Annotated in this window: 18 protein-coding genes; 6 read left to right on the forward strand and 12 right to left on the reverse strand. The window is 56.2% G+C overall.

Features of this window, described 5'->3' with window-relative positions; all coding sequences use genetic code 11:
- Window positions 1–8: 8 nt before the first annotated feature.
- The 7 genes from proW to N6P30_RS13690 all read right to left on the reverse strand — a co-directional run bounded on the left by proW (window position 9) and on the right by N6P30_RS13690 (window position 6900).
- Window positions 9–1073 carry a glycine betaine/L-proline ABC transporter permease ProW gene (gene proW / locus N6P30_RS13660; protein WP_008502575.1) on the reverse strand — a complete coding sequence of 355 codons (1065 nt, stop codon included), beginning with the start codon at window positions 1071–1073 and terminating at the stop codon, window positions 9–11.
- Window positions 1066–2268, reverse strand: a complete 1203-nt coding sequence (gene proV / locus N6P30_RS13665) for a glycine betaine/L-proline ABC transporter ATP-binding protein ProV (RefSeq protein WP_008502574.1) — start codon at window positions 2266–2268, stop codon at window positions 1066–1068. Before proV ends, proW begins: the two co-directional genes overlap by 8 nt.
- A 330-nt stretch (window positions 2269–2598) precedes the next feature.
- Window positions 2599–3558 carry a class 1b ribonucleoside-diphosphate reductase subunit beta gene (nrdF, locus tag N6P30_RS13670; RefSeq protein WP_023294401.1) on the reverse strand — a complete coding sequence of 320 codons (960 nt, stop codon included), beginning with the start codon at window positions 3556–3558 and terminating at the stop codon, window positions 2599–2601.
- 9 nt (window positions 3559–3567) lie between these two features.
- Complete coding sequence (gene nrdE / locus N6P30_RS13675) at window positions 3568–5712, reverse strand: class 1b ribonucleoside-diphosphate reductase subunit alpha (RefSeq protein ID WP_023294400.1); 2145 nt, start codon at window positions 5710–5712, stop codon at window positions 3568–3570.
- Window positions 5685–6095, reverse strand: a complete 411-nt coding sequence (gene nrdI / locus N6P30_RS13680) for a class Ib ribonucleoside-diphosphate reductase assembly flavoprotein NrdI (RefSeq protein WP_023294399.1) — start codon at window positions 6093–6095, stop codon at window positions 5685–5687. The genes nrdE and nrdI overlap by 28 nt, the downstream gene beginning before the upstream one ends.
- Entirely contained in the window at window positions 6092–6331 is a 240-nt protein-coding gene (gene nrdH, locus N6P30_RS13685; RefSeq protein ID WP_023294398.1) for a glutaredoxin-like protein NrdH, read from the reverse strand. The genes nrdI and nrdH overlap by 4 nt, the downstream gene beginning before the upstream one ends.
- 242 nt (window positions 6332–6573) lie before the next feature.
- On the reverse strand, window positions 6574–6900 hold the full coding sequence (locus N6P30_RS13690; RefSeq protein ID WP_008502569.1) for a DUF883 domain-containing protein: 327 nt from the start codon (window positions 6898–6900) through the stop codon (window positions 6574–6576).
- A 160-nt stretch (window positions 6901–7060) separates the two neighbouring features.
- On the opposite strand from N6P30_RS13690, the gene N6P30_RS13695 reads away from it, so the two are divergent.
- Window positions 7061–7405 (forward strand): DUF2002 family protein, encoded by a 345-nt coding sequence (locus N6P30_RS13695; protein ID WP_008502568.1) that lies wholly within the window; start codon window positions 7061–7063, stop codon window positions 7403–7405.
- 32 nt (window positions 7406–7437) lie between these two features.
- Here N6P30_RS13695 and alaE read toward each other — a convergent pair whose 3' ends face one another.
- Window positions 7438–7887, reverse strand: coding sequence for an L-alanine exporter AlaE (gene alaE / locus N6P30_RS13700; protein ID WP_023294397.1), 450 nt, complete (start codon window positions 7885–7887; stop codon window positions 7438–7440).
- A gap of 493 nt (window positions 7888–8380) precedes the next feature.
- Here alaE and stpA point away from each other — a divergent pair, with 493 nt between their 5' ends.
- A complete protein-coding gene (gene stpA, locus N6P30_RS13705) occupies window positions 8381–8785 on the forward strand; it encodes a DNA-binding protein StpA (RefSeq protein WP_008502566.1) in 405 nt (134 codons plus the stop codon).
- A gap of 38 nt (window positions 8786–8823) precedes the next feature.
- Here stpA and N6P30_RS13710 read toward each other — a convergent pair whose 3' ends face one another.
- From N6P30_RS13710 to N6P30_RS13720, 3 genes are all read right to left on the reverse strand, one after another.
- Window positions 8824–9003 carry a hypothetical protein gene (locus N6P30_RS13710; protein ID WP_008502565.1) on the reverse strand — a complete coding sequence of 60 codons (180 nt, stop codon included), beginning with the start codon at window positions 9001–9003 and terminating at the stop codon, window positions 8824–8826.
- Between the two features lie 79 nt (window positions 9004–9082).
- Window positions 9083–9604: a rhodanese family protein gene (locus tag N6P30_RS13715; protein WP_021241967.1), complete on the reverse strand. Its 522-nt coding sequence runs from the start codon at window positions 9602–9604 to the stop codon at window positions 9083–9085.
- Between the two features lie 9 nt (window positions 9605–9613).
- Complete coding sequence (locus N6P30_RS13720; RefSeq protein ID WP_008502563.1) at window positions 9614–9913, reverse strand: ArsR/SmtB family transcription factor; 300 nt, start codon at window positions 9911–9913, stop codon at window positions 9614–9616.
- A gap of 181 nt (window positions 9914–10094) precedes the next feature.
- Between N6P30_RS13720 and N6P30_RS13725 the strand changes: the two genes are divergently transcribed.
- Window positions 10095–10253 carry a YqaE/Pmp3 family membrane protein gene (locus N6P30_RS13725; RefSeq protein WP_008502562.1) on the forward strand — a complete coding sequence of 53 codons (159 nt, stop codon included), beginning with the start codon at window positions 10095–10097 and terminating at the stop codon, window positions 10251–10253.
- On the opposite strand, the gene N6P30_RS13730 is transcribed toward N6P30_RS13725, so the two are convergent.
- On the reverse strand, window positions 10250–11179 hold the full coding sequence (locus N6P30_RS13730) for a LysR substrate-binding domain-containing protein (RefSeq protein WP_023294396.1): 930 nt from the start codon (window positions 11177–11179) through the stop codon (window positions 10250–10252). The two genes, N6P30_RS13725 and N6P30_RS13730, sit on opposite strands and share 4 nt — an antisense overlap.
- A gap of 319 nt (window positions 11180–11498) precedes the next feature.
- Between N6P30_RS13730 and N6P30_RS13735 the strand changes: the two genes are divergently transcribed.
- From N6P30_RS13735 to N6P30_RS13745, 3 genes are all read left to right on the forward strand, one after another.
- Window positions 11499–12104, forward strand: coding sequence for an ankyrin repeat domain-containing protein (locus N6P30_RS13735; RefSeq protein ID WP_021241968.1), 606 nt, complete (start codon window positions 11499–11501; stop codon window positions 12102–12104).
- A gap of 108 nt (window positions 12105–12212) precedes the next feature.
- The gene (gene fdrA / locus N6P30_RS13740) at window positions 12213–13754 is read left to right on the forward strand and encodes an acyl-CoA synthetase FdrA (protein WP_023294395.1); all 1542 of its coding nucleotides are present in this window, start codon (window positions 12213–12215) and stop codon (window positions 13752–13754) included.
- Window positions 13754–15169: a DUF1116 domain-containing protein gene (locus N6P30_RS13745; protein ID WP_023294394.1), complete on the forward strand. Its 1416-nt coding sequence runs from the start codon at window positions 13754–13756 to the stop codon at window positions 15167–15169. The genes fdrA and N6P30_RS13745 overlap by 1 nt, the downstream gene beginning before the upstream one ends.
- Window positions 15170–15174 lie beyond the last annotated feature (5 nt).

Below are 15174 nucleotides of genomic sequence, written 5' to 3' on the forward strand. Positions count from 1 at the left end.
GTTGTTCCTTATTTTCTAAAGGGGCGGGTGAGTAACCCGACGGGGCCGGTGGAATACCAGCGACGGTTGCCGCGACTGCGTGAATCGCGACCGACGGCCTGGGTCAGGCGGTCAAGAATAATGGCGAGGATCACAATCCCGACGCCGCCGACGGTAGCCAGCCCCATGTCGAGACGGCCAATGCCGCGCAGCACCATCTGACCGAGACCGCCAACGGCGATCATCGAGGCAATCACCACCATCGACAGGGCCAGCATCAGCGTCTGGTTCACGCCCGCCATGATGGTCGGCATCGCCAGCGGGAGCTGAACCTTAAACAGCATCTGGCGCGGGCTGGCGCCGAACGAGCGTGACGCTTCGATCAGGTCCGCAGGCACCTGATTGATCCCGAGAATGGTCAGACGAATAATCGGCGGCAGGGCAAAGATAATGGTGACCACCACGCCCGGCACGTTGCCGATGCCGAACAGCATCACAATCGGCACCAGATAGACGAACGCCGGGGTGGTCTGCATTGCATCCAGCAGCGGGCGGATAATCTTCGCGGCCCGCGGGCTGCGCGCCAGCCAGATCCCCATCGGCAGGCCGATGACGATGCAGAAGAGCAGGGCGGTCAGCACCAGCGCCAGGGTGATCATCGCCTGCGACCAGGCCCCAATCGCGCCGATGGCAATCAGCGAAATCAGCGTGGCGACACCCATCCCGGCGCTGCCAAACTGCCAGGCGATCAGGGAGAACAGGATAATCGCCACCGGGGCCGGCATGCCCAGCATCAGCTGCTGGAAGCCGTTCAGGATGTAATCCACCGGGATGCGGATCCCCTGGAAAACCGGGCGGAAGTGCGTGACCACCCAGTCGATCCCCTCCGTGACCCAGCTGTCCAGCGGGATCAGCGTCTTGTGGAACGGATCCATAATATTGAAGTGCTCTGGCGCAGGCGCGGGTGCGCTGTTCAGCCAGTCCGCCGCACCGCCACCGTCGGCGGGTGCTGGCGTGGAACCCCACGCGTCGGCGGATTGCGCAGCGTTGTCCGCCGCTTCAGTGGTACCCCACGGGTTAGTTTGGTCAGCCATTGTTTGCCCCCTCGCGATCTAAAGCCTGCAGCAGCATCCGTTTGGAGATGATGCCGACGTACTGTTGTTCCTCACCCACGACCGGTACGGCGCAAGGCGCCTGCCCCACGTGAGAGAGCAACTCGCTGAGCGGCGTTTCGGCGTCCACGGCAAGCGGAGCGTCAATTAACGCCGCATCGATGCCCTGGTTTTCGCTGAGCGCGGTTTTCAGAGAATCGATGGAGACAACGCCGACAAATTTATTGCCGCGTTCAACCAGATAACCATATTCACGGTCTTCGTCCTGCAGCAGCTTCAGCGCGGAGCGCGGGCCGAAGCCAGGCGTTTTACGGATAATGCCGTTTGGCGTTCGACGGGCAATATCTTTGGCGCTAAAGACCTGGCTAATATCCACGCCGCGGAAGAAGGTGCGCACATAATCATTTGCCGGATTATTGAGAATTTCGTCCGGCGTGCCGACCTGCACCACTTCACCATTTTGCATAATGGCAATACGGTCGCCAATACGCATGGCTTCATCCAAATCGTGGGAAATAAAGACAATGGTCCGCTGATGTTTCGCCTGTAATTTTACCAGCTCATCCTGCATTTCGGTGCGAATTAACGGATCGAGGGCAGAGAAGGCTTCGTCCATTAATAAAATGTCTGGATTAATGGCTAATGCGCGGGCTAATCCCACGCGCTGACGCATACCGCCGGAAAGTTCATCCGGGTACGCATGCGCATAATTTTCCAGCCCAACCTGACGCAGGGCATCAAGGGCTTTTTCCTGACGTTCCTGCGCGGGTGTACCGGCTAATTCCATGCCGAAAGCGGTATTATCCAGCACCGTCATATGTGGCATCAGCGCGAATGACTGGAATACCATCGCAATCTTCTTTCTGCGCACCTCGCGAAGCTCGGCGTCTGATATTCTGGCGATATCCACGCCGTCAATCAGCACCTGTCCGCGGGTGGGTTCAATCAGGCGATTGAGAAGGCGAACCATAGTGGATTTACCCGAACCGGATAATCCCATGATGACAAAAATCTCGCCTTCTTCAATTGCCAGACTGGCGTCTTTAACGCCAAGCGATAGCCCGGTTTTTTCCAGAATTTGCTCTTTCGAAAGGCCTTTCTCAATATATTTGAATGCGCGCTGAGGATGCTCGCCAAATACTTTATAAAGATTTTTCACTTCTAATTTAATTGCCATGCAATAGAGAGTGTCCTGTTATTTGTTTATGTCGATATGATTACCATGGTAAATTGTTAACGGGCATAACCCTAACATACTGAGAATCTGAGACAACCCTGGGTTTGCTTATGACGTAAATTTTCAGGGAGGCGAAACGGCTGAATTTCCCATGAGTAAAGGGCTGAGCGGGATTTGAATTTTTCTCAATTTTTTGCTGCGGCATCGGGGAATTTCGCCTGAATCGGGTGGTTCAGGCGAATAGGGCGGGGAAATGACAGTGTAGTTGTTTTGTAAATATTGGAGAGGAAATTGTTGGGTTTATATTAAATTAACGAACGTTAACGTTCATTAAAAATCCCAGTCCTCATCCTCGGTTTCCACCGCTTTGCCCATCACGTACGATGAACCCGACCCGGAGAAGAAATCGTGGTTTTCGTCGGCGTTGGGCGACAGCGCGGAGAGAATCGCCGGGTTAACCTCCGCCATTTCCGGCGGGAACAGCGCCTCGTAACCCAGGTTCATCAGCGCCTTGTTGGCGTTGTAGCAAAGGAAAACCTTGACGTCTTCCTCCCAGCCGGTGCCGGCGTAGAGTTCCTCGGTATAGCTCAGCTCGTTGTCGTACAGATCCATCAGCAAATCGAGCGCAAACCCTTTAAGCTCCTCGCGCTCCGCGTCGCTGACCTTTTCCAGCCCTTTCTGATACTTATAGCCGATGTAATACCCGTGCACCGCTTCATCCCGAATGATGAGGCGAATCAAATCGGCGGTGTTGGTGAGCTTGCCGCGGCTTGACCAGTACATGGGCAGCCAGAAGCCAGAATAGAAGAGGAATGATTCCAGAAACACGCTGGCGATCTTTTTCTTCAGCGGCTCGTCGGCCCGATAATACGCCAGTACCAGCTCCGCCTTTCTTTGTAACGACTCGCTCGCTTCGCTCCAGGCGTAGGCCGCGTCCACGTCTTTGGTCTGGCACAGCGTGGAGAAAATCGAGCTGTAGGAGCGGGCGTGCACCGCCTCCATAAAGCTGATGTTCGACATCACCGCCTCTTCGTGCGGCGTCAGCGCGTCACCCATCAGAGCCGGTGCGCCAACGGTATTCTGAATGGTGTCCAGCAGCGTCAGGCCGGTAAAGACGCGGATCGTTAGCTGCTGCTCGGTGTGGCTCAGGGTTTGCCAGGCCGGAATATCGTTGGAGAGCGGGACCTTTTCCGGCAGCCAGAAGTTGCTGGTCAGGCGGTTCCACACTTCCAGATCTTTCTCGTCCTGGATCTTGTTCCAGTTAACGGCGCTCACGCGTGACAGTTTCATCCTTTCTCCTTACAGCGCGCAGGACACGCAGCCTTCGATTTCGGTGCCTTCCAGCGCAAGCTGGCGCAGGCGAATGTAGTAGAGCGTCTTGATACCTTTCTTCCACGCGTAGATCTGCGCTTTGTTGATGTCCCGCGTGGTGGCGGTATCCGGGAAGAACAGCGTCAGCGACAGCCCCTGATCCACGTGTTTCGTCGCCTCGGCGTAGGTATCGATGATTTTTTCCGGGCCGATCTCATACGCGTCCTGGTACAAAGCCAGGTTCTCATTGGTCATAAACGGGGCAGGGTAGTAAACGCGTCCGGTTTTGCCTTCTTTGCGAATTTCAATCTTCGACACGATCGGGTGAATGCTCGACGTGGCGTGGTTGATGTAGGAGATCGAACCGGTGGGCGGCACCGCCTGCAGGTTCTGGTTGTAGATGCCGTAGCGCATCACGTCATCACGCAGCTGCTGCCACATCTCGCGCGTGGGCAGGACGATCCCGGCGCGGGCAAACAGCTCCCTTACTCGCGCCGTTTTCGGCTGCCAGTCGCCTTCCAGATACTGGCTGAAATACTCTCCGCTGGCATAGCGCGACTGTTCAAAGCCCGCGAAACGCTGGTTGCGCTCGCGCGCCAGCATCATCGAGGTATGCAGCGCGTGCCAGGTGACGGTGTAAAAATAGAGGTTGGTGAAGTCCAGCCCTTCCGGGCTGCCGTAGGCGATGCCTTCCCGCGCCAGGTAGCCGTGCAGGTTCATCTGCCCGAGTCCAATGGCGTGCGACGCGGCGTTGCCCGCCTCGATGGACGGCACGCTGCGGATGTGGCTCATGTCTGACACCGCCGTCAGCCCGCGAATGGCGGTTTCTATCGTGCGGCCAAAGTCGGGGGAATCCATGGTGTGGGCGATATTCAGCGACCCGAGGTTGCAGGAGATGTCTTTGCCGATCTCCGCGTAGTCCAGATTCTCGTCATAGCGGGAGGCGCTGTTGACCTGCAAAATCTCCGAGCACAGGTTGCTCATGTTGATGCGCCCGGCAATCGGGTTTGCGCGGTTCACCGTGTCCTCGTACATGATGTACGGATAGCCGGACTCAAACTGAATTTCGGCAAGCGTCTGAAAGAAATCGCGGGCGTTGATGGTTTTTTTGCGGATGCGATCGTCGGCCAGCAGCTCGTCGTACAGCTCGCTTATCGCCACGTCGCCAAAGGCTTTGCCGTAAATTCGCTCGACGTCATACGGCGAGAAAAGCGCCATCTCGGCATTCTCTTTGGCGAGCTTAAAGGTGATATCCGGGATCACCACGCCCAGCGACAGGGTTTTGATGCGGATTTTTTCGTCGGCGTTTTCGCGCTTGGTATCGAGGAAACGCAGAATGTCGGGGTGGTGCGCGTGCAGATAAACCGCGCCCGCGCCCTGACGCGCGCCAAGCTGGTTGGCGTAGGAGAAGGCATCTTCCAGCATCTTCATGACCGGGATCACGCCGGAGGACTGGTTTTCGATGCGCTTAATCGGCGCACCCGCTTCACGCAGGTTCGAGAGCAGAAACGCCACGCCGCCGCCGCGTTTGGAGAGCTGCAGCGCCGAGTTCACCGCGCGGCCTATCGACTCCATATTATCTTCGATACGCAGCAGGAAGCAGGAGACCAGCTCACCGCGCTGGGCTTTGCCGCAGTTGAGAAAGGTCGGCGTGGCGGGCTGGAAGCGGCCGGAGAGGATCTCGTCGGTGAGCTGTTGCGCCAGCGCTTCATCGCCCTGCGCCAGGGTCAACGCGACCATCACCACGCGATCTTCAAAGCTTTCTAAGTAGCGCTTACCGTCGAAGGTCTTCAGGGTGTAGCTGGTGTAGAACTTCCACGCGCCAAGGAACGTCTGGAAACGAAAGCCGCTGGCGTGGGCGCGTTCAAACAGCTTCACGACGAAGGCGCGTGCGTAGCGGGTGAGGACGCGGGCGTCGTAGTAACCTTCGTTAACCAGGTGGTCGAGACGTTCATCCTGGCTCGCGAAGGTCACGCTGTTGGGCCGCACGTGGGCGGCAAAAAAGGCGTCCACCGCCTCACGGTCTTTATCAAACTGAATGCGTCCCTCCCGATCATAGAGGTTAAGCATCGCGTTTAATGCGTGGTAATCCGGCGTCGCCTGTATTACCCGTTCTGCGGTTGTCGTTGCCAAAATTCGTTCACTCCTTTACGCACGTTTTCGACGTCCTGCTGCGTCCCCATCAGCTCAAAGCGATAGAGATACGGCACGCCGCATTTTTGAGAAATGACATCTCCGGCGCGGCCAAAGGCATCGCCGAAATTGCGATTGCCCGCCGCGATCACGCCTCGGATTAGCCCGCGGTTATGCGGATCGTTCAGAAAGCGGATCACCTGACGAGGCACTGCGCCCGCCGTACCGCCGCCGCCGTAGCTGGGCACCACCAGAATGTACGGTTCTTCTACCCGGATGCGCTCCCGCTCGTTGAGGGGAATGCGCACCGCAGGCAGCCCGACGCGCTCAATAAAACGGAGCGTGTTTTCCGAGCTGCTGGAGAAGAAGACCAGCCGAATCATGCCCGTGCGGCCTGCGCGGCGAGGCGGTTGATCATGTCCGGACGGAAGCCAGACCAGCTGGTCTCCCCGGCCACCACCACCGGAAGCTGACGGAAACCCTGCGCGCGAAGGGTATCGGCGGCCTCGGGCTGCTGGTCAATATTCACCATCTCAAACGCCACGCCGCGGCTTTCCATCGCCCGTTTGGTCGCGTGGCACTGAACACAATCGTTACGAGTGTAAATAATAATGCTCATGATTCGTATTTCCATTTAAAATGAGAGAGCGGCGCGAATCATCGCGTCAGGTTGTATGTATCTTGCTAAAAGGAATACTAGATGTAGTTGTCTTAAGTTTCAACCATACAAGATATGGGAAATTTAGATTGATGATGCCCTGATGATGAGCACAGCGGGGCAGGGGGTGTTGTACGGGTTTTCAGGCTTGCGGGCATTAAAAAGCCCCGGCGCCAGCGGCGACCGGGGCTGGTGGCTCGGGCTTACTTACGCAGGCTAAGCAGAGCGCCGACGAAGATCCCGACTGCCGCTACCGTGCCGAGTGTGCAGAGCGGTTTTTCGCGCACGAAGGTCGTTGCGCAGCTGACCGCATCGCAGGCAGCCTGTGTGGTACGCGTGCGGCCATTTAGGCGTGCGCGGGTTTCACGGAGCAGAGACTGAGCCTTACGTTTTGCGGCATCCGCTTCGTCCTTCGCGTCACTCCCCCAGGATTTCAGCACCTCTTCAAGCGTGTCTGCTAATTGGCTGACATCATTACGAATATCCTGAGCGTCGTCGTTAATATCGTTTCGGTTCGGTCTGTTAAACATACGATCCTCCGTAATTTTGTGTTCCCGTTCAGTTTAGTTCAGAAATTTAATATCTGAAGCGCATCACGCGATATCCGCCAGTTTATGGACTATTCTGAAAGCCCTGCTAATGCTGAATACTGTAAGGTTGCCGGGCAGGAAAAGATAACGAGGAAAAGATATGTATTTACGACCTGACGAGGTGGCACGCGTTCTTGAAAAAGAGGGATTCACCATGGATGAGGTGACGCCAAAAGCGTATGGATATCGCCGTGGCGAGAATTATGTTTACGTTAATCGTGAAGCAAGAATGGGACGTACCGCTCTCATTATTCACCCGACGCTGAAAGACAGAAGTCTGTCATTTGCTGAGCCTGCCTCGGATATTAAAACCTGCGATCATTATCAGCAATTTCCGCTCTATTTAGGCGGAGAGACGCATGAGCATTATGGTATTCCGCACGGTTTCAGCTCGCGTATGGCGCTGGAACGGTTTTTGAAGGGACTGTTTGGCGACGTACAGTAAATTCGCGACTGGCGTTCGCCAGTCGCTTTACATCACGCTTTAGCCTGGCTGTACTGGCTGACCTTAAACAGGCGGCGACAGTAGTCGAGGAAATAGCCATATACCGCCCCCATCAGCATTGAAATCACAATATTCGAACTGACCGCCGCCGCGATCTGGTGCCAGTCCGCGCCCACCGTCAGCAGAATGGCCACGTAAACCGGCGACTGGAACGTCACATAGGCCAGAACGTCTGCCAGGTTTTTCACCCAGCCTGCGGGGCTGACACGCCGCGCGAAGCGCATGACGGCATCGCGGTATAAACCGTAAGGCCAGGCAATAATAATATTGACCGGAATCGCCACCAGACGAGAAGAAAGTGACTGCTCGAAGGACATTCCGGAGAGGAATATTTCGATCAACATGTTCACAACGGAACAGTAGACAACCATCGCGAAAGTATCCGCCACAGCATGGCGAAGGCGTGATTGCGGTGAGAACATGTCTGAACTCCTTGAGAAGAACACAAAAGAAACGATTTTCCCGAAGCGGTTAGTGCTTTAGGTTGGTTTGTTTGACGTGTATAGCGTATATCTCTACGTTTGAACTAACAACTAGTGATTAATTTTTATTTAATCGCGTTTTGTCCACAAAATTCTCTAAAATTGATGGTTTTTTGTTCGCTTCGTTATAATCTGTCTCGTGCGATGGTTTTTTGTTTTAAATCATGAGCTTAACTATCTTGATGTTGAAAGGTGAGTCAGTGCTTTTGTGGGTAGCGCAGAATGCTGAAATTTTGATTAAGGTTGACCCTTTATATTGCAGTGATGATTGAATCCCTGCGTATCGCTCAGACGTTATAAGATAATATTAACGGCGACAGTTAAACATATTTACGCTATTGGCAGGGCAGCCCGCGGGTAGATATTTCAGCGGAAATGAATTATTCTGTCGGTGATTTATCTATTTACCCTAAACAAAAGGTTTTCAAATAATATGTCTTTGACGTTACAGAATCTTAATAATATCCGAACTCTGCGCGCCATGGCACGCGAATTATCCCTGGACGTTCTTGAGGAAATGCTGGAAAAAGTCAGGGTCGTTGCTGAAGAGAAACGTAGTGAGCTGGCGGAATTAGAGCAGCAGAGAGCCGAGCAGCAGGAGAAAATTAATGCCCTGCTGGAGCGGATGAAAGCCGATGGTATTTCACCGACCGATCTGCTGGGCTCTGAACTGGCGCAGACGGGTAAATCCACGAAAAAGCGTAAGCCGCGTGAAGCGAAATACCGCTTTATTGACCAGAACGGTGAAGAGAAAACGTGGACCGGCCAGGGCCGTACGCCAAAGCCTATTGCCAGCGCGCTGGCAGAGGGGAAATCACTGGATGATTTTCTGATCTAATGCGTGAACCGGGCGGAACATACCGCCCGGCACTCTTTTCAGCAGACGCCGAAATCACCGTCTTCGGTATACGGCGCCAGCTCGGCGGCTTTCAGGGTATATTTCTCGCCTTGTTCATTGCTGGCCTGTACCGCCACCACGCTTTCACCGTTCACTTCGAGCACTTTCAGCTTCGGGCCGCCTTTACGCGGTTGTACATAATCACCGACAGAAAACATATTACCTCCTCATCGTTTTAGCGATCTTCACCTTAGCCCACGTATGACACCGGGTACAGCGTATTTCACCGATTACTGCTTATGAGGTACGCCGGTTCCAGGGCATCACCTTCAGCAGCCGCGCCATGCCGCAAAAACCGGTTACACCGGCGAACAGCAGCCCGGCCCCCACGAAGCCGCTGAGCAGGAAAAAGCCGTCTGAGACGCTATAGCCCAGCACTACGCCGCAGAGAATGAGCAGCCCGGCAGCGATTTGCACCTGACGCATCAGCGGCAGCGGCTGGGTTTTGTCTTCGACTGTCTGCAGACCCGCCTGCTTCCAGCCCTGAATGCCTCCTTCGACCACAAATGCCTGAGCAGGGGCGGCAGCCTGCGCAAGGCGATCGGCATTGCCTGAGGTGCGGGCGCCAGACTGGCAGTGAAAAATCACCGTTTCGCCCGCCTGCGTTTTAAGTCCGCCGGGTAAGGTATCCAGCGGCACGGACTGCGCGGCGGGAATATGCTCGCGGGCGTACTCGTCGGCATCACGAATATCAATCAGTTTTGCGCCATCGGCGATGCGGGCATTGGCCTCGCGCGGCGAAAGAAGGGGAAGTGACATGGCGGCTCCTTACGGGCAATAAAGGGTTTTCAGGGTGCTGATAAGCTGATGCACCGCGTCGTTTTTAATGAAATAGAGAATGCGCTGCGCCTCGCGGGTGCTGGCGATCAGGCCTTCCTCACGCATGCGCGCCAGATGCTGCGACGTGGCGGAAGGACTCAGGCCCGTCGCGCGGGCCAGCTCCCCCGCGCTGGTGCCGGGGGCGCCGCACAGCGTGCAGAGGATCAGAAGCCGACGCGGGTTGCTCATTGCTTTTAAAAGCGTTGCGGCCTGCTCTGCGCTGGCCTGAAGCTGTTCAAGTTCAGTCATGGTACTTTAGCATTTACTTAATTAAGGTAATGCTAAAGTAATTGTGCGCATTACGCCAGCGTCAAAAGCGTAAAAGAGGGTAAACGCGGAGCAGGGAACTGGCGCAGACAGGAAAACTGGCTATGCTTAAAAATAGTTCTCTCTATTATTTTCAATGGATTAGCTTGCACGGAGTGTTAATATGGGTTTTTGGCGTATTGTTTTTACCATCCTGCTGCCGCCGCTGGGCGTGCTGTTGGGCAAAGGGCTTGGCTGGGCGTTTATCATCAACATTCTTCTGACGCTGCTGGGCTACTTCCCCGGCCTCATTCACGCATTTTGGGTACAGAGCAAAAGCTAAGCGCGCCACAGTAAATCGCTATAGATATCGGTCAGCACACCCGCTGGACCAAACTGCTGTTTGATCCAGCGCGTGACCTGGCCTGTCGCGGCATGCTGCGTGGCGAGCAGCATGCGCGAGTCCTGACGCGGGTTATTGATACGTCGCGTCACCAGCAGCCCGTTTTCCACCGCGTCCCGCGCCATATACTCCGGTAAAAAACCTATCCCTTCGCCCAGGATCTGACACTGGCATTTGGTATTAAAGTCCGGCACCAGAATCGCCTCCTGACCGTGCAGCAGCCAGCCCACCTTCTTGTTAATGGTGTGTGCGGTATCTTCCACCATGATGTTGGGATACAGGCGCAGCTGGCTCTCCGCTATCGGTTCCGGAACGAACGCCAGCGGATGCGCCGGCGCAATGGCAAACACCCAGCGGATGGCGCCGATCTCGGTGTAGTCAATCCCACCGCCGTCGAGCAGCGTGTCCGGTGCGCCAATGGCGATATTGGCCTGGTTATTGATGATCGAATCCCACACGCCGTTATAGACCTCGGTGGTGACGGTGATCTGGCAGGTGGGAAACTGCTTTTTCAGCACCTGCAGCAGCCGCGCGGTATGGCGCGGCGTATATAACAGCTGGTTGATACAGATGCGCACCCGCGCCTCGATGCCCTGTGAAATGGTATCAATCCCGCGCTTGATGGCGTGGAAGTCGTTAAGCAGGTCGGTGGCTTTGCGGTAAAAGTAGAACCCGGACTCGGTCAGCTCAATGCTGCGCGTGTTACGCACAAACAGCACCACGTCCAGCCCGGTTTCCATCCGCTTGATGGTGTAACTGATGGCGGAGGTGGTGACGCCCAGCTCGGCAGCCGCCTTGCTGAAGCTGCCGAAGCGTGCGGCGGTGGTAAAGGCCAGCAGGTTCTCTTCGGTAAAGATGGAATTCATATCACAGCTTCCTCAGTCATCAGTTTTGAACATATTTTAACAACGCCTTTACAACACATTTGAAGCCGATCACAGTTCTGACTCTTTACTCAGAGCCGCGTCATGCAAGGCTTTTTCAACCATAAGAATAATGCAGCCTGAGGCGCTAAAAAGCGGTTAAACATAAGAAAAAGGTTGCACGGACGCACGTTTTATCCCGACTGTTGAATTTATCTCAACAATGAATTCACTGTCGATGAATCATTTTTAAGCGGATTCTTTTATGACCAGGCTGTTGCTATTCTCGGGTCAAGAGCAATAAAACATCGGGAGTCTGAATATGTCTGCAACTGAACTGGTTACGGAATTTCTGCTGGCGGCAGAAGAGGGAAATAGCGATGCGCTAAAAGCCTGTCTGGAAAAAGGCGTGGATATTAACGCCACTAACCGCCAGAAAAGAACCGCCGTTACGATTGCCAGCCTGAAAAAACACTATTCCTGCGTGGCGTTATTAATTGCCGCCGGGGCAGATATTGATAAACAGGACCAGACCTGTTTTAACCCCTTCCTGATCAGCTGCCTGACGAACGATTTAACCCTCCTGCGGCTGGTATTACCCGCGAATCCGGATCTCGACCGCCTTACCCGCTTCGGCGGCGTGGGCATTACCCCTGCCAGTGAAAAAGGGCACGTGGAGATCGTGCGCGAGCTGCTGGAAAAAACCGACATTAACGTTAACCACACCAACTTTGTCGGCTGGACGCCGCTGCTGGAAGCCATTGTGTTAAACGACGGCGGTGCGAAACAGCAAGAGATTGTGAAGCTGCTGCTGGATCACGGCGCGAACCCGCACATGACCGACAAATACGGCAAAACCCCGCTCGAACTGGCGCGAGAGAAAGGCTTCTCTGAGATTGCCGACCTGCTGCTGGCGGCGGGCGCGTAAGACGACCGGTCAGCCCGTTCCGGCTGGCCGCTAATTTAAAAAAGCATTTTTACCGACGTGCATTTTGCACGACGGCGGCCCCCTTTTATCCGTATTCAGGAGAAAATAATGCCAACAAAAATCGTTATAAAAAAGAACACGTATTTTGATTCGGTTTCACTGATGTCCGTTTCCACCAAAGCCAATAAATTACCGGGCGTCGAGCAGGCCTTTGTCGCCATGGCGACGGAAATGAACAAAGGTGTATTAAAAAACCTCGGGCTGTTAACGCCGGAATTAAATGAGGCCAAAAACGGCGACCTGATGATCGTCATTAAAGGCGACGCGGCAAATGATGAAACCCTGGCGGCCATCGAAGCGCTGTTTACGCGTAAAGAGAGCGCGGGTTCCCATGAAGCGCGCTACGCGACGATTGCCTGCGCCAAAAAACATCGCCCGGAGAGCAACCTCGCGGTGATTTCCGTCAACGGCACCTTCGCTGCCCGCGAAGCGCGCCAGGCGCTGGAAAACGATCTCAACGTGATGCTTTTCTCCGATAACGTGTCGCTCGACGACGAGCTGGCGCTGAAGCAGCTGGCGCATAAGAAAGGGCTGCTGATGATGGGGCCGGACTGCGGCACCGCCATTATCAACGGCGCGGGATTGTGCTTCGCCAACGCGGTGCGTCGCGGGCCGATTGGCATCGTCGGCGCGTCCGGCACCGGCAGCCAGGAGTTAAGCGTGCGCATCCATGAATTCGGCGGTGGCGTGTCGCAGCTGATTGGCACCGGCGGGCGCGATCTTAGCGAGAAGATCGGCGGCCTGATGATGCTCGACGCCATCGACATGCTGGAAGCCGACGAGGGCACAGAGGTGATTGCGCTGATCTCCAAGCCGCCTGCGCCAGCCGTGGCAGAGAAGGTGCTGGCTCGCGCCAAAGCCTGCCGCAAGCCGGTGGTTGTTTGCTTCCTCGGGCGCAATGAACCGCCCGCCGATGAGGACGGACTGCAGTTTGCGCGCGGCACCAAAGAGGCGGCGCTGAAGGCCGTTCTGCTTACCGGCATCAAAAAAGAGTCCCTCGATCTGCACCCGCTCAACTGGCCATTGATCGAAGAGGTGCGCGCCCGCCTGACCCCGCAGCAGAAGTACATTCGCGGCCTGTTCTGCGGCGGCACCCTGTGCGACGAGGCGATGTTTGCGGCGCTTGCGAAATTCGACGACGTCTACAGCAACATCCAGCCGGATCCGGCTAAGCGCCTGAGCGACATAAGCGTCAGTAAAGCCCATACCTTCCTCGACTTTGGCGACGATGAGTTCACCAACGGCAAGCCGCACCCGATGATCGACCCGACCAACCGCATCAGCCGCCTGCTGCAGGAAGCCCGCGATCCGGAAGTGGGGGTGATTGTGATGGACTTCGTGCTGGGCTTCGGCGCGCACGAGGATCCGGTCGGGGTGATGCTCGACGCCATCAAAGAGGCGCAGGCCATTGCGAAAGCCGATAACCGTCCGCTGGAGATCCTCGGCTACGTGCTGGGTACCGATCAGGATCCGCAGCAGCTGGCGCAGCAGTGCCAGCGGCTAACCGATGCCGGCGTCATCTGGGCCAGCAGCAGCACCAACACCGGATTACTGGCCCGTGAATTTGTCTGCAAAGGGGAGAAAGCATAATGACTATCTTATTTAACCAGCCGCTGGACGTGATTAACGTCGGCATCGCGATGTTCAGTGACGATCTCAAAAAACAGCACGTTCCCGTCACCCAGCTCGACTGGACGCCACCGGGGCAGGGCAATATGCAGGTGGTGGAAGCGCTGGACCAGCTGGCGAAAAAACCGCTGGCGGAGAAGATTGCCGCCGCTAACCAAATCGCCCTGGAGCGCATTATTCAGTCCCATCCGGTGCTGGTGGGCTATGACCAGGCGATTAACGTTGTGCCGGGGATGACCCGCACCACCATTCTGCACGCTGGTCCGCCAGTCTCCTGGGAAAACATGTGCGGCGCGATGAAAGGCGCGGTCACCGGGGCGCTGGTGTTTGAAGGTCTGGCGACGGATCTGGAGGATGCGGCCAGGCTTGCCGCCTCCGGGGAGATCGCCTTCTCGCCGTGCCACGAGCACGACTGCGTGGGCTCGATGGCGGGCGTCACCTCCGCGTCGATGTTTATGCACATCGTGGAGAACAAAACCTACGGCAACCGCGCGTTCACCAACCTCAGCGAGCAGATGGCGAAGATCCTGCGCATGGGCGCCAACGACCAGAGCGTCATCGACCGCCTGAACTGGATGCGCGACGTGCTCGGCCCGATGCTGCGCGACGCGATGAAGATTATCGGCGAAATCGACCTGCGCCTGATGCTGGCCCAGGCGCTGCACATGGGCGACGAGTGCCACAACCGCAACAATGCGGGCACCACGCTGCTGATCCAGGCGCTGACCCCGGGGCTGATCCAGGCGGGCTATCCGGTGGCGCAGCAGCGCGAGGTATTCGAGTTTGTCGCCAGCAGCGACTACTTCTCCGGCCCGACGTGGATGGCGATGTGTAAAGCCGCGCTGGACGCTGCCCACGGCATTGAATACAGCACCGTCGTGACCACCATGGCGCGCAACGGCTACGAGTTCGGCCTGCGCGTCTCCGGCCTGCCGGGGCAGTGGTTCACCGGCCCGGCGCAGCAGGTGATTGGCCCGATGTTCGCGGGCTATAAGCCGGAGGATTCCGGGCTGGACATCGGCGACAGCGCGATCACCGAAACCTACGGCATCGGCGGCTTTGCGATGGCGACGGCCCCGGCGATTGTCGCCCTGGTGGGCGGCACGGTGGAGGAAGCCATCGACTTCTCCCGTCAGATGCGCGAAATCACCCTTGGCGAAAACCCGAACGTCACCATTCCGCTGCTCTCCTTTATGGGGATCCCGACCGCCATCGACATCACCAGAGTCGCGGGCAGCGGCATTCTGCCGGTGATTAACACCGCCATTGCCCACAAAGATGCGGGCATCGGCATGATAGGGGCGGGCATCGTTCACCCGCCGTTTAGCTGTTTTGAAAAGGCGCTGTTGACCTTCCGCGATCGCTACTTTTTATAAGGCAT

The organism is Enterobacter sp. PL1, from assembly GCF_945957325.1.
GTDB lineage: Bacteria > Pseudomonadota > Gammaproteobacteria > Enterobacterales > Enterobacteriaceae > Enterobacter > Enterobacter roggenkampii.

What these genes read in the sequence shown, in the direction of transcription:
- proW (WP_008502575.1), bottom strand. Translation starts at nt 1,073, where the DNA reads ATGGCTGACCAAACTAACCCGTGGGGTACCACTGAAGCGGCGGACAAC.
- proV (WP_008502574.1), bottom strand. Translation starts at nt 2,268, where the DNA reads ATGGCAATTAAATTAGAAGTGAAAAATCTTTATAAAGTATTTGGCGAG.
- nrdF (WP_023294401.1), bottom strand. Translation starts at nt 3,558, where the DNA reads ATGAAACTGTCACGCGTGAGCGCCGTTAACTGGAACAAGATCCAGGAC.
- nrdI (WP_023294399.1), bottom strand. Translation starts at nt 6,095, where the DNA reads ATGATTCGGCTGGTCTTCTTCTCCAGCAGCTCGGAAAACACGCTCCGT.
- nrdH (WP_023294398.1), bottom strand. Translation starts at nt 6,331, where the DNA reads ATGAGCATTATTATTTACACTCGTAACGATTGTGTTCAGTGCCACGCG.
- N6P30_RS13690 (WP_008502569.1), bottom strand. Translation starts at nt 6,900, where the DNA reads ATGTTTAACAGACCGAACCGAAACGATATTAACGACGACGCTCAGGAT.
- N6P30_RS13695 (WP_008502568.1), top strand. Translation starts at nt 7,061, where the DNA reads ATGTATTTACGACCTGACGAGGTGGCACGCGTTCTTGAAAAAGAGGGA.
- alaE (WP_023294397.1), bottom strand. Translation starts at nt 7,887, where the DNA reads ATGTTCTCACCGCAATCACGCCTTCGCCATGCTGTGGCGGATACTTTC.
- stpA (WP_008502566.1), top strand. Translation starts at nt 8,381, where the DNA reads ATGTCTTTGACGTTACAGAATCTTAATAATATCCGAACTCTGCGCGCC.
- N6P30_RS13710 (WP_008502565.1), bottom strand. Translation starts at nt 9,003, where the DNA reads ATGTTTTCTGTCGGTGATTATGTACAACCGCGTAAAGGCGGCCCGAAG.
- N6P30_RS13715 (WP_021241967.1), bottom strand. Translation starts at nt 9,604, where the DNA reads ATGTCACTTCCCCTTCTTTCGCCGCGCGAGGCCAATGCCCGCATCGCC.
- N6P30_RS13720 (WP_008502563.1), bottom strand. Translation starts at nt 9,913, where the DNA reads ATGACTGAACTTGAACAGCTTCAGGCCAGCGCAGAGCAGGCCGCAACG.
- N6P30_RS13725 (WP_008502562.1), top strand. Translation starts at nt 10,095, where the DNA reads ATGGGTTTTTGGCGTATTGTTTTTACCATCCTGCTGCCGCCGCTGGGC.
- N6P30_RS13730 (WP_023294396.1), bottom strand. Translation starts at nt 11,179, where the DNA reads ATGAATTCCATCTTTACCGAAGAGAACCTGCTGGCCTTTACCACCGCC.
- N6P30_RS13735 (WP_021241968.1), top strand. Translation starts at nt 11,499, where the DNA reads ATGTCTGCAACTGAACTGGTTACGGAATTTCTGCTGGCGGCAGAAGAG.
- fdrA (WP_023294395.1), top strand. Translation starts at nt 12,213, where the DNA reads ATGCCAACAAAAATCGTTATAAAAAAGAACACGTATTTTGATTCGGTT.
- N6P30_RS13745 (WP_023294394.1), top strand. Translation starts at nt 13,754, where the DNA reads ATGACTATCTTATTTAACCAGCCGCTGGACGTGATTAACGTCGGCATC.